Source organism: Haloprofundus halophilus (assembly GCF_003439925.1).
GTDB lineage: Archaea > Halobacteriota > Halobacteria > Halobacteriales > Haloferacaceae > Haloprofundus > Haloprofundus halophilus.
On sequence record NZ_QQRR01000003.1, the window covers coordinates 243,894 to 262,347 of the forward strand.

The following is an 18,454-nucleotide window of genomic DNA, read 5'->3' on the forward strand; positions in this document are numbered from 1 at the left end:
TCGTTTCGGTGAGTATCGACAGACGAGCCCGTCGACACGACGTTCGGCGAAGTCGAACATCGTAGGGGTGAACGACCCGATGTATCTGTGCAGGTGAGCGACTCGATGTACCTGTGCAGATAAACGGCTCGATGTACCCGTACAGGTGAACGACTCGGGGCGCCAGCATCGAACCGGTTCGTGTCGTCGGTGTGCGACGTTCCGCATGATTTATGTGTCGTGTGCTCAATTAACATACGTCATGCGACAAGTTCGATTTATCGATCCCGCAGGCAGTACGCGGACCGGTGAGTGGGTCGACGGCGGCGTCGAGTTCGCCTCTCAGCGGTTCGACGTCGAAGACGTATCGATTCTCCCGCCGACGAATCCGACGAAGATCGTCTGCGTGGGCTTGAACTACCGACTGCACGCGGAGGAGACCGACTCGGAGATACCCGAACGGCCGCTTCTGTTCCTGAAGACGCCGAACACGCTCGCCGGCCACGGCGACACCATCGCACTGCCGAAGGACAAAGAGCGAATCGACTACGAGGCGGAACTCGGCGTCGTCATCGGCGAACAGTGCCGCAACGTCTCTCGCGAGAACGTCGACGAAGTCATCGCCGGCTACACGGTCGTAAACGACCTCTCGAATCGCGACGACCAGCGAGAGGAACAGAACTGGGTCAGAGGGAAGGCGTTCGACAACTCCGCCCCCGTCGGCCCGGTGCTGGCACCGCCGGAGGCGCTCGCCGACGACGCGTCGATCGAACTCCGACAGAACGGCGAGGTGAAGCAGTCGTCGACTATCGACGACATGATCTTCGGCGTTCCCGAACTCATCGAGGAGATTACGAAGCTCGTGACGCTCGAGGCGGGCGACGTGATCGCGACCGGGACGCCCGAGGGAGTCGGCCCGATCAGCGACGGCGACACCGTCGAAGTCGAGATCGACGGCGTCGGTACGCTCGTCAACAACTTCGTCGCCAAGGAGTTCAGCGGCGACACGTCCAACGACTTCATGCCCGGCCAGTAGCGCTTCGGGCCCATCAGAACGGATTTTTTTTTTCGGTGCTTCCGGTCGCGTTCGGACGGATACTCACCTCCGAACCCGCGACGGTCCGGTAGCGGCCGCCGACGGTCAGTCGCCGGAGTCGGAGCCCAGCACCGGGCCGCCGAGCGATTCGATTCGTTCGCCGTAGCCGCCGATCTCGTAGAGCGACTCGCCGTTTGCGAGTCGTTCGCGCGTCCGAGCCTCCCGGTCGGCGAGCTCGGTGGCCCGGTCGAGTACCGCCTCGGCGTCGTCTTTCGGGACGACGGTGACCCCGTCGGCGTCGCCGACGACGATGTCTCCGGGGTTGACTACCACGTCGCCGACCGTGACGGGGACGTTGACCGACCCCGGCGTCTCCTTGACGGCGCCCGCCTGCGACACCGCCGCGGCGAAGACGGGGAACTCCAGTTCCGAGAGGGCGGACACGTCCCTCACGTTGCCCGCGGTGACGACCCCCTGAATTCCGCGCTCGACGGCGTTGAGCGTCAACAGTTCGCCCCAGGTGACCGCCCGCGTCGTCTCGGCGGCGATCACGAGGACGTCTCCCGGTTCGGCGACCTGCGACCCGACGTGTACCATCAGGTTGTCGCCCGGCGGGACTCGAACTGTACACGCCGGGCCGCAGAGCCGGTGGGCGGCGTCGATAGGGGCGATTCGGGGAGTCATCGCGTTCGATTTGCCCATCGCCTCGTGGGCGTCTGCGGCGCTCACATCCCGAAACGAGTCGATTATCGCCGAATCGGGTCGCTCGACATCTCGGACGATCTCCATGCGCAGTCAGAACGGAGAGCGCTGTGAATAAAGTATCGGCGGCGGCGGCCGAAACGGAGCGCAGCGGCGCTCAGTTCGGGGTCGGCCGGTCGAACGCGTCCGAGAGTCGGTCCTCCGCGAGCGCGAGCACGGCTTTTACCCGCGTCTTTTGAAGGTTCAGATCGGAGTAGTAGCAGCCGAGTTCCTGTAGAGTCCGCTCGCTCCCCCGGAATCCGTACGTTCGGCGGGCGAGTCGGCCCTCCGGACACCGAGTCGTCGCGACGACCGGGACGTCCTCGTCGCGCAGCGTTTCGAGAGCCGAGAGAATCTTCGGCGGCACGTGACCGGCACCCATCGCCGCGAGACACACTGCGTCGGCCTCCGTCCCGAGTTCGAGGACCGAGTCGCTCATGTCGAGCGTCGCCACGCAGGTGAGAACTTCGTCGGGGAGCGCGGACGCAGTGGGAGAGAACGTCGGGTCCGGGTTCTCGGCGCGTCGTCGCCACACGAGCCGGTCCTCGTCGACCGTCGCGAGCGGCCCGAACTCCGGGGTTCGGAACGTATCGACGTTCATCGAGTGCGCCTTCACGACCTCCCGTGCGGCGTGGACTCGGTCGTTGAACACGACCAACACGCCCCGGTCGCGGGCCGAGTCGTCGAGAACGGTCCGGACGCCGGCGAGGAGGTTTGCGGGACCGTCCGGGCTGGCATGCGACGGCGTACGCATCGCGCCTGTGAACGCGACCGGCGTCTCACCGTCGTAGCAGCAGTCGACGAAGTACGACGTCTCTTCGAGGTTGTCGGTCCCCTGCGTGACGACGACGCCGTCGACTTCCGGGTCGGCGTCGAGTTCGCGCAACAGATCGACGAGATCGAGCAGGTCCTCGAAGGAGAGGTACGGGCTCGGAACCGTGGCGAAGTCCTCGGTTTCGACGGTCGTCAGGCCGTCGAGCGCCGGGACGGCCGCAACGAGGTCGTCCCCGGTGAGGTCGGGATTCGCGTCGGCGCCGTCGTCTTCCGTCGATGCGATCGTTCCGCCGGTCGAGACAATCCGTACGGACATTCGCGAGAGTGGACCGCGACTCCACTTAATCTCTCGCCTCCGGGCAGTAGTCGAGAGAACTCGGGGCTCTGCGCGGTAACATATTTATAGTCCGGACGGGAGCATCTGGACGTGTCGATACTCGCAACCATCGGCGAAGAGACTAGCTCCGACAGAGTCGTCTCCGTCGCGTACGAGTTGGCTACCGCCTACGGAGAACCGCTCGTAGTCCTGCACGTCGTACCCGACGAGGACTTCGAGGCGCACAAGGAAGCGATAGAGAGCGTCGCCGACTTCTCGGACGTCTCGTTCGAACAGGAGGAGGACAGCGCGGCGCGGTACGCACGGCGCGTCGTGAAGAATCGACTCGACCAGTTCGACGAGACTGTCGTCGAGACGCGCGGGCGCGTCGGTGACCCGACCGACCAGATTCTGGCGGAGGCCGACCTCCTCGACGCGAGGTTCGTCGTCGTCGGCGGACGGCGTCGGTCGCCGGTCGGAAAGGCGCTCTTCGGTAGTACCACCCAAGAGGTCCTGCTCGGTGCCGACTGTCCGGTCGTCACCGCGATGACCGATTGATCGGTGCGAATCGGGTGCACACGTTTAATATACGGCACGATACAGAGGTGGTATGATAGAACGAAGCACAGTTCCACTCGCACGACGCGTCGACAGGGTCGACGAGACGATGATCCGGACGATGTACGACCTCGCCGAGCAGCGGTCGGGCGACCTCGTCCGGCTGGAGATCGGGGAACCCGACTTCGACACGCCCGAACACATCGTCGAGGCGGCGGCGGAGGCGGCTCGGGGCGGCGCAACCCACTACACGCACAACGCGGGAATCCCCGCGCTCCGCGAGGCCATCGCCGAGAAGATGGAACGCGACCACGACCTGGCGGTCGACCCGAACCAGGTGGTCGCGGCCGCGGGTGCGACGGAGGCGCTGTACCTCACGCTACTGACCACCGCCGAGCGCGGTGACGAGGTCGTCCTTCCGACGCCGGCGTGGCCGCAGTACCGCCTCCAGATTCAGCTCGCGGGGGCGACGCCCGTCGAGGTGGGGCTCTCGGCGGCCGACGATTTCGACCTCGACGTCGACCGCGTCGTCGACGCCATCGGAGACGACACCGCCTGCGTCATCCTGAACTCGCCGTCGAATCCGACGAGCCAGGTGTACGACCCCGAGGCGGTCGAAGCCGTCGTCGACGCGGCGGCCGCCCACGACGCGGTCGTCGTCCTCGACGAAGTGTACGCGAGCCTCGACTTCGGGGGCGACGGACGGAGTCTCGCCGCCGACCTCGACGCCAACAACGTCGTCGTCATCAACGCCTGTTCGAAGCAGTATGCGATGACCGGGTGGCGCCTCGGCTGGCTCGTCGCTCCCGAACACCTGGCGAGAGGGGCCATCAAGCTCCACCCCGGCACGTCGTCGTGTCCGTCGAGCCTCTCACAGCACGGTGCCGTAGCTGCGCTCACGGGACCGCAGGACGAGGCCGAGGCGATGTTCGAGGCGTTTCGGGAGCGACGGGACTACGTCAGAGAGCGCGTCGACTCGATTCCCTCGGTCTCCTGTCCCGCTCCCGACGGCGGGTTCTACGCCTTCCTCGACGTGAGCGCGCTGGAGGGGACGAGCTTCGAGATAGCCGAGCGACTCCTCGAAGAGCACGGCGTCGTAACCGTTCCGGGCGAGGGGTTCGGTGCCGGCGGACAGGGCTCCATCCGGGTGAGTTTCGCGAGCAGCCTCGCAGAGTTAGAGGAAGGATTCGACCGAATCGAGCGGTTCGTCCGCGACGAACTGGCCTGACCCGTTTCGAGAGCGTTCCGTTCGCGTCCGTCGACGGGTAGCTATCGACGCGTACTCGGTTACGGAGTCGGAGAGTGACCCATTCAGTTCAGAAGTCTGAGTTTATTCCATGATATTAATATAAAATTGTAAACCAAATATTTATGCTGTCTCAAGATATTTAGGGTGTCGAGTTACTACTGGGCAAGATGTAGTTCGTCGGGCGACCGTGCGATTCGAGGAGCGAGACCGACCGCCGCGCAGTGGGTTACCGAATGAATGCCGAGTGCACAGTTCACGCTCATGGAGGGGCTGGGTCACTTCCCGATGACGGAGAGATCTGACTGCTTCACCGAGTACCTCCGACCGGTTCTCACCGAGGTCGTTCGAATCGAGTAGGCGACGCACCTCGAATCCAGACAGACCACCGCACGGAGCACTCACAACCGAACGCACACGAACGTTGATTACCGAGGGCGCGAACAGTTCGGTCACGATGCAGTTTCACCAGACGAGCGTGCTCTTTCGAGACGCGTTCGGCACACCGGAGATGCGGGAGATATTCGGCGACGTAGGTTACCTCGAACGGTTTCTCGAAGTCGAGGCCGCGCTCGCACGCGCGCAGGCAGACGTCGGTATCGTCCCCGAGTCGGCAGCGACCGAGATCACCGAACGGGCATCGCTGGAGTACCTCGACATGGAACGCGTCGCGGCGAACGTCGAGGAGATCGGCCTGTTCACGATGAGCATCATCGACGCCTGGAAGGACTCGTTCGGCGACGCAGGCGAGTACATCCACTGGGGGGCGACGAGCCAGGACATCTCCGACACCGCGGTCGTCCTCCAACTGCGCGACGCCTACGAGCGCTACCGCAGCGACCTCCTCGAGATCCGCGCGACGCTCCGCGACCTCGCCAGCGAACACCGCGACACGCCGATGATAGGACGGACGCACTTCGTCCACGCGCTTCCCACCACGTTCGGACTGAAAGCAGCCGTCTGGCTCGAAGAGGTCGAACGACACATCGACCGACTGGACGCCGCCGCCGAACGGGCGTTCGTCGTCGAGTTCTTCGGCGCGACGGGCACGCTCGCGTCGCTCGAACGGGGCGGCGAGGAAGTCCAGGAGAATCTCGCGGCCGAACTCGACCTCGTCGTCCCGGACACGCCGTGGTTCGCCGCCCGCGACCGGTTCGCGGAGTTCCTCTCGGTGCTCGCACAGATCGGCAGCGGCCTCTCGAAAATCGCGCACCAGATTCTGCTGCTCAACCGCCCGGAGTTCGGCGAGGTCTCCGAGAGCATTCCGGAGGGCGAAGTCGGCAGCAGCACGATGCCGCACAAGCGAAACCCGGTTCGTTCGGAGTTCACCGGGGCACTGGCGAAACTCCTGCGAGCGAACGCGACGGCGATGCTGGAGGCGACCGAGACGTACGACGAGCGCGATTTCACGACGTGGTACGTCGAGTTCGCGGTGATTCCCGACTCGGGGCTCTACTTCGGCCGGGTGCTCGAAAACTGCAAGACCGTGCTCACGGACCTCGACGTACACCCGGACGGGATGCGGGAGAATCTCGCTCACCACGGGTCACTCGTCGCATCGGAGGCGATAATGATGGCGCTCGCGTCGAAGATCGGCCGCCAGACGGCTCACGACGTCGTCCACGAGAACGCGATGCGCGCCATCCAGAGCGACCGAGACCTGCTGGCGTGTCTGCGTGACGACGAGCGAGTGACGGACGCGATGACGGACGAAGAACTCGAAGCGGCGGCGGACCCGACGAACTACGTCGGGCTCTCCGCGGAGTTCGTCGACCGAACGCTCCGAGAGTGAGCAGCTGCGGTGCTCTCTGCGAGCGCCCCACGGGTGCTCGCTCGCGCCTGTCGAGGCGGACGGCGTACTCGCTGTCACGTGGGGTGCGTCGCCGTCGGTGCCGTCGTCAACTCCCGACGGACCGCCGTGAAGCTTGCCGTTCGCGTATGCGGAACAGTTTTCTGAGATAGTCGGGACGCGCGGAATTTGCGAGAGAGCCCCACGCGAGAGAACGACACGCTCCGTTCCGAGAACTCGGACGCGGTCGAATCTCTCCGCACCGACATCGTCGAATCCGCGAACCCGAGTGGACCGATTCGACGACCGGGAGTCGGTAACTGAACTCGGTAGACGGTAGAATAACAACGTTATATTCGTTATTCTCTCCGCGTAGTACGTCAAATCGGGCCCCCTCGCGGTGGAGGAATCGCACCGACTGTTCCGCCGGTTGCCACCGGTTCGATTCGAACGTCTGTCGAAGACGCTGTTCGATTCTACGGAACGCAGAACGTCTCGGCCCGACCCCGTCACAGACAGAGTCGAGCACACGGAAATACGGCGGAAACGATCGCAATCCCCGCTACGACGGGGTGTGATTCCGATTGACTACGTGCAGCGTGAGTAGTTATCGAGCGGGACCGGGTGTTGACATACCACACCTGACGAAAGAGAAAATCGCACGTACAGAAAAGCGAACCGCAGATGTTACCGTGTGTCAGTATTTTTAGCGTAGAGTCGGAGAGAGGGGTTTCGGGGTCCGGACGCGAACGTGCGTTCCGTATTGTCGAACAGCTACGAGTAAGCGATGTTGAGTTCGAGTTCGTTAGCGGTGCCCAGGAGCAGTTTCGGGAGGTCCTCCTCGAACCACTCTCCCTGCATGCGGTGGGAGGGACCCGAAACGCTGAGCGCGCCGATGACGTCCCCGTCGGGTCCCAACACGGGGACGCCGACGGCGTGAAGCCCCTTGAGATTCTCCTGGCGGTTGAAGCTGTAACCCCGTTCGCGGATCGTCTCCAGTTCGTCGTACAGCCGTTCCGACTCCGTGATCGTGGACTCGGTGATCGGGTCGAATTCGAGCGCCTCGATGAGTTCGGTGCTCCGCTGTTCGTCCATACTCGCGAGGATAGCCTTGCCGGCGGAGGTGGCGTGAAGCGGAATGCGACTCCCGATTCCGGGGTCGGTCCGAACGGCGCGCTCGCCGAACGCTCGGTGGATGTACACGCCCTCGCCGTGCTCTTCGACGATGAACTGCGCGCGTTCGCCCGTCTCATTGGCGATGTCCTCGACTTTCTCTTTGACCATGCCGTGTCCTTGCTGGCGCTGTCTGGCGGAGTGCCCGATCTCCAGGAACCGCAACCCTGCCTGGTAGCCGTCGGGCGTCTCGGCGACGTATTTCAACTCCTTTAACGTCGAGATGTGACGATGGACGGTACTTTTCGCGTACCCGAGGTCGGTGGCTATCTCGGTGATCGTCGCTCCGTCTCGGTCCGCGACGTACTCGATGATGTCGAACATCGTTCTGACCGCTTGCACACCCCCGTGTTCGCTTCTCGATGTCATGGTCTAGCGATGCGCATCCACGAACAAATACTGTTCGGTATCGCGGAACGCCGTGTCGAAACCGTTCCGAACAAACGTTTATCAGGGACTGTCGAACAGTAGCCAGTATGGAGACGACGCCACCAGAAGCGAGTCTGGGGAACTTCGTCGCGGAGCTGACGTACGACGACCTCTCTGGAGAGAGCATCGAGACGATAACCCGAGCGTTCGTCGATACGGTGGGCGTGATGCTCGCGGGGTCGACCGAAGGGGCGGGAAGGAAAGCGACCGAATCGAGCGGTATCGAGCCGACGGCCGCCGACGCGGCGACGCTGCTCGGCATCGACGCGGACGCGCCGCCGGACTCGGTCGCGCTCCGAACCGGGACGGCGAGTCACGCGCTCGACTACGACGACCTCGCGTGGGCGATGAGCGGCCATCCGAGCGTCACGCTCGTTCCTGCCCTCCTCGCGCTCGCCGAGGAGACAGGCGCGAGCGGACGGGACCTCGTTGCGGCGTACGCGGCCGGATTCGAGGCGGAGTGCGCCGTCGCCGACCCCGTCAGTCCCGACCACTACGAGGCCGGATGGCACGCCACGGCGACGTTCGGAACGTTCGGCGCGGCGGCGGCGGCGGCGCATCTCCTCGGGTTGGACGAGGTCGAGGTGTCGCAGGCGCTCAACATCGCCGCGTCGATGCCGTCGGGACTCAAGCGGAACTTCGGGTCGATGACCAAGCCGCTGCACGCCGGACTCTGCTCTCGGTCCGGCGTGACCGCGGCCCGCCTCGCGGCCGACGGGTTCACCGCAGACGCGGCGGCGATAAGCGGCGAGCGGGGGTTCTGGGACCTCTACGGAGAAGGCGGACCCGAGCAGTTCGCCGAGCCCGACTACGAGGCGTTGCAGGAGCGGGGTATCCACATCAAAGCGTACCCCTGCTGTTACTTCACACACGCCGCTATCGCTGCAGCGCAGGCGCTCGTCGAGGAAGGTGTCGACCCCGAGACGATCGAGCAGGTGACTGTCACCGCATCGGCGGGCGCGGGCGACGCGCTCCACCACGCCGACCCAGACACTGGTCTCGAAGCGAAGTTCTCGATGCAGTACGCCGTCGCCAGCGCGCTCGTCCGCGAGAGGGTCAGTCTCTCGACGTTCCGCGACGACGCCATCGAAAATCCGGCGGTTCAGGCGGTCCGCGAACGCGTCGAGTTCGTCGTCGACGAGGACATGGCGTACGACTCCCACGAGGCGTCAGTCCGTATCGTCACCGAGGACGGAACGTACGAGCGCCACCAGGAGAACCCGCCGGGGACTCACGACGACCCCCTCACGGACGACGAGCTCCGGGCGAAGTTCGAGGAGTGCGCCGGCACCGTCCTGTCGGAAACGGACGTCGACCGGCTGTACGACGTGCTCTCGACGCTCCCGGCGCAGGAGGATGTCGCCTCGGCGGTCCGGGTCGACCACTGAACCGGGACGGGACGCCGAAACGGCGTCTCGCACGGTTCGCCGTTCGCCCCGAAACTCGTTCCCACGTGGCGCGGCACCTCCGACAGAGTTCGGGTTCGGGGGACAGTCTGTCACGAAGTAGTGAAAACCTTGATTAGGAGTCGACTCGAGCGTCACGTATGAAGCGTGTTATCATGCCAGTCGACGCCGAACCGGAACGACTCGACGGACAGCTCGCCACGCTCGACAGGCTGTTCGACCGCGCCGACGTCGAAGTCACGGTGCTCTACGTTTACGAGGAGATAGATTCCCCGGCGGACGAGGCGGGGAAGACGGTGATCGAGTCGATAAACGAGAACATCGAGTCGCTTCGGGACGCCCCCGATACGGTCGAACGCGCCGGGGCGAGGTTGGCCGACGACGGCGTGGAAGCGGACGTGTTGACGACGGTCGGCGAACCCAAACAGGCCATCCAGGACGTGGCCGAGGAGATCGACGCCGACGTGATTCTCATCGGGAACTCGAGGCGGACGCCGGTCGGGAAGGCCGTTTTCGGAAGCGTCACGCAGGGTATCATCCTCGAAGGGGACCGCCCGGTTCTCGTCGCCAACTGACGATGGATCTGGAACTCACCGACAAGCGGGCGCTACTGTTCGCCGCCAGCAAGGGACTCGGTCGGGCCGCCGCGGCGGAACTCGCCCGGGAGGGCGCGCAGGTGGCGGTCGCCTCCCGGGACCCCGACAACCTCGCGGACGCGAAAGACTACATCGTCGAGGCGGCGGGCGTCGACGACGACGACGTCCGAACGTACGCGTGCGACCTCACCGACCCGACCGACGTCGAACAGACGGTCGAGGCCGCGGCGACCGACCTCGGCGGTCTCGACGTACTGGTGACGAACCACGGCGGCCCGCCGGTCCAACCCATCGACGAGACGGATATCGAGACGTTGGACCGGACGTACGAACTCGTCGTCCGAAGCACCGTCGTCGCGCTCCGGGCCGCGCTCCCGCACCTCGTCGAGGGGGACGGGGAGGCGTCGGTCGTGAACATCGTCTCGGCGACGGCCGCGGAGCCGATGGCCGGCGACGTGCTCCAAGCGGCGTTCCGACCGGGAATCTACGCACTCTCGAAGAGTCTCGCCGAGGAGTACGGACCGCGAGGCGTTCGGGTCAACTGCGCCTGTCCCCGCGGGATCGTCACCGACCGCCTCGAGGACAAGATAGAGCTCCTGGCCGACCGAGAGGATATCTCCGTCGAAGCGGCGAGGGAGCGCCGGGCCGAGGAGCTTCCGGTCCGGAAACTCGGGGAACCGGAGTCGTTCGGCCGAGCCGTGGCCTTCCTCGCGTCGCCGGCGGCCGACTTCGTCACCGGCGAGACGCTCGCACTCGACGGCGGCTGGCTCGACGGCATGTCGCCGTAGCTCCCCGGTCCGCCGTCCGCCGAGCCGTTCGTCGGAAGGGAAGTCGTAACCGGTCAATCGTTCGGGAACCCCAATACGCTTAATGTCCCCTTCGAGTATATGGTAACTGATGTCAGGCTATTTCGCCAGTGAACTGGCGCTGTCTCCCAGACAGCAGGCCGTTCGGGAAGAGATTCGGTCGGTGTGCCGCGAGTTCGACGACGCCTACTGGCGCGAACGGGACGCCGAAGGGGAGTATCCCCACGAGTTCGTCGACGCTCTCGCCGAGGACGGCTGGCTCGGAATCCTCCTCCCGGAGGAGTACGGCGGCAAAGGCTACGGAACCGAAGAGACGGTGGCGATGATGTACGAGATCGCCAGAAGCGGCGCCGGCTTCAGCGGCGCACAGACGGTCCACGCGGCCATCTACAACTCGGCACCGCTCGTCAAGTACGGCAGCGACGAACTCAAGGAGGATTTGCTCCCGCGCGTCGCCAGCGGCGAGGCGTGGATCCAGTGTTTCAGCCTCACCGAACCGACGGCCGGGTCGGAGTCGACCGCGATGACGACTCGCGCCGAGCGCGAGGGCGACGAGTACGTCGTCAACGGCGAGAAGCTCTGGACATCCCGAATCGACGTGAGCGACTACCTCGTGTTGGCCGCACGAACGACGCCCTACGACGAGGTCGAGAAGAAGACGAAGGGCGTCTCGCTGTTCCTCGTCGACATCGAGCGGGGAATCGACGAGGGGAGCATCCAGTTAGAGGAGATAGAGAAGACCGTCAGCGGCGTCGTCAGCTCCTTCCGCGTCACCTACGACGACCTCCGCATCCCAGCCGACCAGCTAATCGGCGTCGAGGACGAGGGGTTCTACCAAGTTCTCGACGGGCTCAACGAGGAGCGGTTGGTCATCGCCGCCGAGGCGATCGGACTCGGCGAACTCGCTATCGAGAAGGGCGTCGACTACGCGAACGAGCGCGAGGTGTTCGACCGCCCCATCGGGAAGAATCAGGCGGTCCAACACCCGCTGGCCGCGGCGTTCGCCCGCGTGCAGGCCGCAAAGCAGTTCACCTTCGACGCGGCGAAACGAACGGACGACGACCGGAAAGCCGTCGGGGCGCGGGCGAACGCCGCGAAGTACCTCGCCGCGGACGCGACGTTCGAGGCCGCCGACGCCGCCGTGCAGGCCCACGGCGGACGGGGCGTCGCCCGCGAGTACGACGTCGAACGATACCTGCGCGAGGCGCGACTCACGCGCTTAGTTCCCATCACGCAGGAACTGGCGCTGAACTACCTCGGGGAGAACGTGCTCGACCTCCCCCGGTCGTTCTGAGAGCGAAACCGAGCGACGAGACGCGAGACGACGAACACCGCACGAGACCACAGGAAACACCACACGACAATGAGCGACAACGACAACGCGACGGACGAAACGACGGAGACCCGACTCGTAGAGGGATGGCAAGGCCGGTATTACGAGGACTTCGAGGTGGGCGACGTGTACAAACACCCCTTCGGACGCACCGTCACCGAGACGGACAACGTCTGGATGACGAACGTGACGATGAACCTCAACCCGATGCACTTCAACGAGGCGTACGCCGCCGAGACCGAGTTCGGCGAGCGACTCGTCGACGGCACGTTCGTCATCGCGCTCGCCGTCGGGATGAGCGTCATCGACATCTCGGTCAACGCCACCGCGAACCTCGGCTACGACCGGATTCGACACCACGCGCCGGTGTTCCACGGCGACACCATCTTCGCCGAGAGCGAAGTGCTGGAGAAGCGCGAGAGCTCCTCGCGGGACCACGTCGGCATCGTCACCACCGAACTTCGAGCGTACAACGAGGAGGGGACGAAAGTGCTGTCGATGGAGCGCACCCCGATGGTGCTGAAGCGCGAGTACGCCCAGCCGACCGCCGCACAGCCGCCGGGGTGGCCCGAGGGAATCGGCACACAGCCGACCGACGGAGAGGCGGATGACTGAGGCCGACGACCGAGTCGGAGACGGCGACGACCGAATCCGGGACGGGGGCGACGACCGCATCGCCGACGGACTCCCCGTCACGGACGCTGCGACGGCCGCCGAGGTCGTCGAACCGGAGGACGTCGTTCTGGTGAGCGGCTTCGGCGGCGTCGGCTATCCGAAGCGGGTTCCCGAAGCGCTGGCCGACGACGACCGCGACCTGTCGCTGACGGTCATCTCGGGCGGGGGCGTCGGCGGCGAGATAGACGACGCGCTGGTCGAGGCCGGTCAGATGGCCCGTCGGTATCCGTTTCAGACGCGAAACGTCTCCCGATCGGCGATAAACGACCGCGAGGTCGAGTTCCACGACCGTCACATCTCGCGGTTCGGCGACGAAGTTCGACTGGGCGACTTCGGCGACCCCGGAGTCGCGGTCGTCGAAGCCGTCGCCGTCGGCGAAGACTGGCTCGTCCCCTCGACGTCGATCGGTCACACGCCGTCGTTCGTCGCCGCCGCCGACCGTCTCGTCGTCGAGGTCAACGCCACGCAGCCTCGGCTGCTCGAACACGTCCACGACGTGTATCTCCGCGACCTCCCGCCGAACCGCGACCCGATTCCGCTGGAGGAACCGGTCGAACGTGTCGGGTCGCCGAAACTCGAGTTCGACCCCGAGAAGCTCGTCGCGGTCGTCGAGACCGACCGTCCGGACGACCCGTACGACTTCCGGGAACCGACCGAGGCCGACGACAGTATCGCCGACAACCTCCGGACGTTTCTGGAGGCGGAACTAGAGCGGAACCCGACGCTCCGAGAGCAGATCTGCCTCCAGTTCGGCGTCGGGAGCCTCGGCAACGCGCTCATGGGTGCGCTCTCGGAGATCGACTTCGGCGACCGCGAGGTGATCTACTTCGGCGAAGTGTTCCAGGACGGGCTGCTCGACGCCATCGACGAGGGGATGCTCTCGGGGGCGAGTGCGACCTCGCTCGCGCTCTCGCTCGAAGGCCAAGAGCGACTGTTCGACGACATCGAGCGGTACGCCGAGGACGTCGTCCTCCGGCCGGCCGACGTGTCGAACAACCCCGCGCTCATCGACCAGTTCGGCGTCGTCGGCGTCAACAGCGCCGTCGACGTCGACCTCTACGGGAACGCGAACGCGACCCACATCGGCGGGACGCGTATCGTCAACGGCATCGGCGGCGGCGGCGATTTCAACCGTAACTGCCGCCTCGGGGTCATCGCGCTCCCCTCGACTGCCGCCGGCGGGGACATCTCGCGGATCGTCCCGACGGTTCCCCACGTCGACCACACCGAACACGACCACTCGGTCGTCGTCACGGAGTACGGCGTCGCCGACCTCCGAGGGGCGAGTCCGAGCGAACGGATGGACGCGCTCATCGACGTCGCTCACCCCGACTTCCGCGACGACCTCCGGGAGTACCGCGAGCAGGCACACGAAAACGACGGTCACGTCCCGGTCGCTGCCGACACCGAGTTCCGCTGAGATTCACCGGCGACGGTAGCGAGTCGAGGTCGCCGTTCGCGGCGCTTTCCGGGGAGGTGGAGTAAGGTTTACAGGTGGCGTTATACTTATGTACCATAATGATTATTGTCAAACGTCTATGTCAGACGATAGCAATCGGCGTCGGGATGTTTTAAAAGGATTGGCGACGCTCGGAACGATCGGATTGGCCGGTTGTTCCGACTCGAGCGGTGGCGGCGGCAACAACAGCAGCGGTGGCGGCGGTAGCGGCGGCGACCAGTATCAGATGGTCATCGCAGGGGCGGGGTCCGGCACGTCGACGCAGCAGGCCGCGCAGGCGCTCGCACGCGCCGCGAGCCAACACAGCGACAGCCTCTCCATCACCGTCCAGGTGACGGACGGGTGGACCGCGAACCTCTACGAGTTCGACGGCGGAAACTTCGACACGCTCGGGGTGGACAACAACTCGTTGGCGAAAGCGATGAGCGAGAGCGGTCCGTTCGCGGAGGACGCGGTCGACTCGCTTCCGATGCAAGGGTTCGTGTTCACTAACCTCGAAATGCACTGGGTGGCGATGGAGGGGTCGGACATCCAGTCGACCGCCGACCTCCAGGACGGCGGCTACACCATCTACCCGATACAACCGGGCTTCGGTACTCGGCTGCTCACGGAGGAGGTCATCAAGGAAGCCGGTCTCTGGGAACCGAACGAGATACTCAACGTCGACACGACCGACATCCCGGGTGCCGTCGAAGAGGACCGCGTGGACGCGCTCTGTGTGTACGGTGCCAACGGCGTCAACCTCTCCAGTTGGGTGCAGGAGGTCGACGTCCGCAGTAACGGTCGCCTCTATCTCATGGAAGTCGACGACAACTTCCGTCAGGCGATCGAGAACGTCCCCGGTGCGCTTCTCAACGACTGGGAGGAGTACCCGTACGAGTGGGAACAGGAGGTCAACAACGTCACCGAGACGACGACGTCGTGGGTTCTCGCCGGGCAGTGGGCGTTCGGTCCGGACGTCCCCGCCAGCGCGGCCCGCGAGGTCGCGCGTCTCTCCGCGGAACACCACGAGGCGATTCGACAGGCCGACCCGACGGCGATCGACCACTCGGGCATCGAATCGATGACCTCCGCGGTCATGCCGGACCTCGAAATCCACCCGGGCGTCGCCCAGTACTGGAAGGATAACAACGCCTGGAACGACGAGTGGACCGAAGGGTCGACGAACGAGTAACCGCCGGCGGGCGAACGCTTCAACAATTCACACACAACTTACTATACGCAGCAACTTGATCATTAATCATGCAGAAGTTTAGGCGGCAACGAGAGCGGTCACACGTAACGGCTACCGGAGGGAGTGAGTAGACGTGAGCGAGACAGCCGACGACGTCGAATCAGGTGCAAACCAGGGATTCGACACGGAGAGTCCGGGCGACGCGGAACTCGTGTCGATGCGCAACGTGCTCATCTTGCTCTCCGTCGTCTTCTGGGGCATCGTCATCTGGTACGCGTGGAGTCAGATGATGCCGCGTGCGCAGTACGGGGTCATCTTCTTCGGAGCCATCCTCGAACTGTTCATCCTCACCGAGTTGATGGATCTCGCCGGCGGCGGCCGAGACCACCTCGTAGACGACCTCAAACGCGCCTACGGGCCGGGGAACCGATCCGAGGCGGCGTTGCTGACTCTCTGTGCGCTCATCGTCGCAGTCACCTGCGTGTACGTCATAATGAACTTCCAGGAGCTGTACGTCACCCGACAGGGTCGCGCGTTCCAGTACGAAATCTACATGGCGGCGATCTTCACGCTCGTGATAATCTACCTCACGTGGCGGTCGTTCGGAATCACGTTCCTCTCAATCATCCTGTTGGGGATCGCCTACGGTCGCTGGGGGATGTTCGCGCCCGGACCGCTCGCACACGGCGGTATCGGCTGGGACCGACTCATGCGCATCCTCGTACTCAGCGTCGACGGCTTCTTCGGCTTCCTGACGCAACTCGTCGCGGCGTGGATCGCGCTGTTCCTCCTGTACGCGGGGTTCCTCAAGTCGTACGGCGCGTTCGACCTCATCATGCGGTTGGCGTTCCGTTCGGCGCGGTACATCGACTCCGGTATCGCCCAGACGGCGGTGTTGGCCTCCGCGATAATCGGCTCCGTCAACGGGAGCCAGACGGCGAACGCCGGAATGACCGGGTCGTTCACCATCCCGCTGATGAAGCGAAACGGGATGAAACCCGAGACCTCCGGTGCGATCGAAGCCGTTGCATCTACCTCCGGACAGGTACTCCCGCCGGTGATGGGCGCGGCCGCGTTCATCATGGCCTCTCTCATCACGGGCATCACGTACGCCGACGTCATCGTCGCCGGCCTGATTCCGGCGGCGGTGCTCGTCGTGACCATCTTCATCGCGGTCCACTACGTCTCGGTGCCGCAGCTCGACGACACCGACCCCGAGAAGCTCATCGCCGATCCGATGCCGCGCTCGGAGTTCCTGACCGAGACCATCAAGTACGGCATCCCGCTCGCCGTCCTCATCTACCAGCTCGGAATCGTGCAGGTGACCGTGATGACGGCGGCGCTGTGGACGGCGACGGCGATGCTGGCCACCGGCACGCTGATTCCGCTGCTGCAGGCGAGCGCAGGTGTCAGCGACGAGACGACGAGTCAGTCGGCCCGCCGGAGCGTCTGGGAGACGTTAGACGGCGCGCGCGAGGGCGTCGTCGTACTCGCGCCGGTTGCGATTATCCTCGGCGCGATCAACGGCGTCGTCGACATACTCACCGCGACCGGAGTGCCGACATCCATCTCACTGACGCTGATGCAGTTGGCGGGCGGCCAACTCTGGCTCGCCGCCATCCTGGCGATGATTATCTGTATCATCCTCGGGCTGGGGATGCCGACGACGGCGTCGTACACCATCGTCGCGCTGCTCATCGCGCCGACGCTCATCAACCAGTTCTTCCTGCCGGAGCTGGCGGCGCACTTCTTCGTGTTCTACGCGGCGATTCTGGCGGGACTCACCCCGCCGATTGCGACCTGTGTCGCGGTGGCCTGCGGTATCGCGGGCGCGGACTTCTGGAAGAGCTGCTGGGAGGCGATCAAGCTCTCGGCACCGCTTTTCATCCTGCCGTTCACCTTCATCTACCACCCCGAAGTCGTCTCCGGTACGTTCGATTCGCTGGCGTTGACCTCGGGGGCGTTCGCGATGCTGGGCGCGATTGCGATGATTCACGGCATCAACTACCCGTTCGCGTTCGCGAGGACTATCTCGCTACCCGCCCGTCTCGCGTACGCCGTACTCGGCTTCGTCACGATGGTTCATCCCTCGCGGACGATACAGCTGTTCGCGCTGGGCGTCGTCGTCGCGATGTACATCGTCCAAGCGATCGCCGGCCGGCCGGACCCCGTCGGCGTTCTCCGAAGTTCGCTCGGGTTCTCCGGTGACGGACGACCGCAGGCGGGCGGAGCGAAGCGAGAGTAGCCGACGCCCCGAGTCGTCGGTCGGCCGTTCTCTTTTCCGTTCCCGCGTGGGAACTGTTTTGTCCGTGCCGCGGTAGTGGTACGCATGGATATCGCAATCGTCCTCTTCGAGGGCGTCGACGAACTCGACGCCATCGCGCCGTACGAGGTTTTCGACAACGCCCGCGCCGCGGGCGCGGACGTGACGGTAACGCTGTGTACGATAGACGACGTCGAGGAGGTGACCGCCAGCCACGGCGTTCGCATCGGTGTCGACCGCCGACTCTCGGACCTCGCTCCGGACATGGTGCTCGTACCGGGCGGTCAGTGGGCGAGTCGCGGCGAGACGGGCGCGTGGGCGGAGGCCGAGCGAGGCGTCGTTCCGGAAGCGATTGCGGAACTCTACGACGACGGCGTCGCCGTCGCGGGAGTCTGTACCGGCGGAATGCTGCTCGCCCGGGCCGGAATCACCGACGGACGGCCGGCTATCACCCACGCCAGCGCCGTATCCGACCTCCGGGAATCGGGCGCTGAAATCGTCGACGCTCGGGTCGTCGACGACGGGGACGTAGTGACCGCCGGCGGCGTCACCTCGGGGCTCGACCTGGCGTTTCACGTCGTTCGCCGCGAGTTCGGCGACGAGATCGCCGACGCCGTCGCCGAACAGATGGAGTACGACCCGCGGGGACCGGTCCACGCGGCCGACCCGGCCTGAATCGAACTCGGCGAATTCGACGCGTC

The 18,454-nt window shown here is 65.0% G+C and carries 16 protein-coding genes; 13 read left to right on the forward strand and 3 right to left on the reverse strand.

Features of this window, described 5'->3' with window-relative positions; translation table 11 throughout:
- Nucleotides 1-241 precede the first annotated feature (241 nt).
- Entirely contained in the window at nucleotides 242-1,015 is a 774-nt protein-coding gene (locus DV709_RS16685) for a fumarylacetoacetate hydrolase family protein (protein ID WP_117595571.1), read from the forward strand.
- A 105-nt stretch (nucleotides 1,016-1,120) separates the two neighbouring features.
- Here DV709_RS16685 and DV709_RS16690 read toward each other — a convergent pair whose 3' ends face one another.
- Both DV709_RS16690 and DV709_RS16695 read right to left on the reverse strand, forming a co-directional pair.
- The gene (locus DV709_RS16690; protein WP_117595572.1) at nucleotides 1,121-1,804 is read right to left on the reverse strand and encodes a 4-carboxy-4-hydroxy-2-oxoadipate aldolase/oxaloacetate decarboxylase; all 684 of its coding nucleotides are present in this window, start codon (nucleotides 1,802-1,804) and stop codon (nucleotides 1,121-1,123) included.
- A gap of 70 nt (nucleotides 1,805-1,874) precedes the next feature.
- A complete protein-coding gene (locus DV709_RS16695) occupies nucleotides 1,875-2,846 on the reverse strand; it encodes an asparaginase (RefSeq protein ID WP_117595573.1) in 972 nt (323 codons plus the stop codon).
- A 111-nt stretch (nucleotides 2,847-2,957) separates the two neighbouring features.
- Here DV709_RS16695 and DV709_RS16700 point away from each other — a divergent pair, with 111 nt between their 5' ends.
- The 3 genes from DV709_RS16700 (at nucleotide 2,958) to purB (ending at nucleotide 6,442) form a co-directional block, all read left to right on the forward strand.
- Nucleotides 2,958-3,404 carry a universal stress protein gene (locus DV709_RS16700; protein ID WP_117595574.1) on the forward strand — a complete coding sequence of 149 codons (447 nt, stop codon included), beginning with the start codon at nucleotides 2,958-2,960 and terminating at the stop codon, nucleotides 3,402-3,404.
- Between the two features lie 52 nt (nucleotides 3,405-3,456).
- Nucleotides 3,457-4,632, forward strand: a complete 1,176-nt coding sequence (locus tag DV709_RS16705; protein ID WP_117595575.1) for an aminotransferase class I/II-fold pyridoxal phosphate-dependent enzyme — start codon at nucleotides 3,457-3,459, stop codon at nucleotides 4,630-4,632.
- 475 nt (nucleotides 4,633-5,107) lie between these two features.
- On the forward strand, nucleotides 5,108-6,442 hold the full coding sequence (purB, locus tag DV709_RS16710; RefSeq protein WP_117595576.1) for an adenylosuccinate lyase: 1,335 nt from the start codon (nucleotides 5,108-5,110) through the stop codon (nucleotides 6,440-6,442).
- A 771-nt stretch (nucleotides 6,443-7,213) separates the two neighbouring features.
- Here the strand turns inward: purB and DV709_RS16715 are convergent.
- Entirely contained in the window at nucleotides 7,214-7,981 is a 768-nt protein-coding gene (locus DV709_RS16715) for an IclR family transcriptional regulator (protein ID WP_117595577.1), read from the reverse strand.
- 107 nt (nucleotides 7,982-8,088) lie between these two features.
- Here DV709_RS16715 and DV709_RS16720 point away from each other — a divergent pair, with 107 nt between their 5' ends.
- The 9 genes from DV709_RS16720 (at nucleotide 8,089) to DV709_RS16760 (ending at nucleotide 18,428) form a co-directional block, all read left to right on the forward strand.
- Nucleotides 8,089-9,429, forward strand: a complete 1,341-nt coding sequence (locus DV709_RS16720; RefSeq protein ID WP_157972769.1) for an MmgE/PrpD family protein — start codon at nucleotides 8,089-8,091, stop codon at nucleotides 9,427-9,429.
- Nucleotides 9,430-9,587: 158 nt separating this feature from the next.
- Nucleotides 9,588-10,022, forward strand: coding sequence for a universal stress protein (locus DV709_RS16725; RefSeq protein WP_117595579.1), 435 nt, complete (start codon nucleotides 9,588-9,590; stop codon nucleotides 10,020-10,022).
- A gap of 2 nt (nucleotides 10,023-10,024) precedes the next feature.
- A complete protein-coding gene (locus DV709_RS16730; protein WP_117595580.1) occupies nucleotides 10,025-10,831 on the forward strand; it encodes an SDR family oxidoreductase in 807 nt (268 codons plus the stop codon).
- Between the two features lie 109 nt (nucleotides 10,832-10,940).
- Nucleotides 10,941-12,143, forward strand: a complete 1,203-nt coding sequence (locus DV709_RS16735; protein WP_117595581.1) for an acyl-CoA dehydrogenase family protein — start codon at nucleotides 10,941-10,943, stop codon at nucleotides 12,141-12,143.
- Between the two features lie 69 nt (nucleotides 12,144-12,212).
- Nucleotides 12,213-12,797 (forward strand): MaoC family dehydratase, encoded by a 585-nt coding sequence (locus DV709_RS16740; protein ID WP_117595582.1) that lies wholly within the window; start codon nucleotides 12,213-12,215, stop codon nucleotides 12,795-12,797.
- Entirely contained in the window at nucleotides 12,790-14,277 is a 1,488-nt protein-coding gene (locus DV709_RS16745; protein ID WP_117595583.1) for an acetyl-CoA hydrolase/transferase C-terminal domain-containing protein, read from the forward strand. The genes DV709_RS16740 and DV709_RS16745 overlap by 8 nt, the downstream gene beginning before the upstream one ends.
- Nucleotides 14,278-14,395: 118 nt before the next feature.
- The gene (locus tag DV709_RS16750; protein ID WP_117595584.1) at nucleotides 14,396-15,490 is read left to right on the forward strand and encodes a TAXI family TRAP transporter solute-binding subunit; all 1,095 of its coding nucleotides are present in this window, start codon (nucleotides 14,396-14,398) and stop codon (nucleotides 15,488-15,490) included.
- 217 nt (nucleotides 15,491-15,707) lie between these two features.
- Entirely contained in the window at nucleotides 15,708-17,735 is a 2,028-nt protein-coding gene (locus DV709_RS16755) for a TRAP transporter permease (protein ID WP_117595633.1), read from the forward strand.
- An 84-nt stretch (nucleotides 17,736-17,819) separates the two neighbouring features.
- On the forward strand, nucleotides 17,820-18,428 hold the full coding sequence (locus tag DV709_RS16760) for a DJ-1/PfpI family protein (RefSeq protein WP_117595585.1): 609 nt from the start codon (nucleotides 17,820-17,822) through the stop codon (nucleotides 18,426-18,428).
- The last annotated feature ends 26 nt before the right edge of the window (nucleotides 18,429-18,454 follow it).

Bases quoted from the DNA above. Each gene is read 5' to 3' on its own strand.
- DV709_RS16685 (WP_117595571.1), top strand. From the start codon at position 242: ATGCGACAAGTTCGATTTATCGATCCCGCAGGCAGTACGCGGACCGGT.
- DV709_RS16690 (WP_117595572.1), bottom strand. From the start codon at position 1,804: ATGGAGATCGTCCGAGATGTCGAGCGACCCGATTCGGCGATAATCGAC.
- DV709_RS16695 (WP_117595573.1), bottom strand. From the start codon at position 2,846: ATGTCCGTACGGATTGTCTCGACCGGCGGAACGATCGCATCGACGGAA.
- DV709_RS16705 (WP_117595575.1), top strand. From the start codon at position 3,457: ATGATAGAACGAAGCACAGTTCCACTCGCACGACGCGTCGACAGGGTC.
- purB (WP_117595576.1), top strand. From the start codon at position 5,108: ATGCAGTTTCACCAGACGAGCGTGCTCTTTCGAGACGCGTTCGGCACA.
- DV709_RS16715 (WP_117595577.1), bottom strand. From the start codon at position 7,981: ATGACATCGAGAAGCGAACACGGGGGTGTGCAAGCGGTCAGAACGATG.
- DV709_RS16720 (WP_157972769.1), top strand. From the start codon at position 8,089: ATGGAGACGACGCCACCAGAAGCGAGTCTGGGGAACTTCGTCGCGGAG.
- DV709_RS16725 (WP_117595579.1), top strand. From the start codon at position 9,588: ATGAAGCGTGTTATCATGCCAGTCGACGCCGAACCGGAACGACTCGAC.
- DV709_RS16730 (WP_117595580.1), top strand. From the start codon at position 10,025: ATGGATCTGGAACTCACCGACAAGCGGGCGCTACTGTTCGCCGCCAGC.
- DV709_RS16735 (WP_117595581.1), top strand. From the start codon at position 10,941: ATGTCAGGCTATTTCGCCAGTGAACTGGCGCTGTCTCCCAGACAGCAG.
- DV709_RS16740 (WP_117595582.1), top strand. From the start codon at position 12,213: ATGAGCGACAACGACAACGCGACGGACGAAACGACGGAGACCCGACTC.
- DV709_RS16745 (WP_117595583.1), top strand. From the start codon at position 12,790: ATGACTGAGGCCGACGACCGAGTCGGAGACGGCGACGACCGAATCCGG.
- DV709_RS16750 (WP_117595584.1), top strand. From the start codon at position 14,396: ATGTCAGACGATAGCAATCGGCGTCGGGATGTTTTAAAAGGATTGGCG.
- DV709_RS16755 (WP_117595633.1), top strand. From the start codon at position 15,708: ATGCGCAACGTGCTCATCTTGCTCTCCGTCGTCTTCTGGGGCATCGTC.
- DV709_RS16760 (WP_117595585.1), top strand. From the start codon at position 17,820: ATGGATATCGCAATCGTCCTCTTCGAGGGCGTCGACGAACTCGACGCC.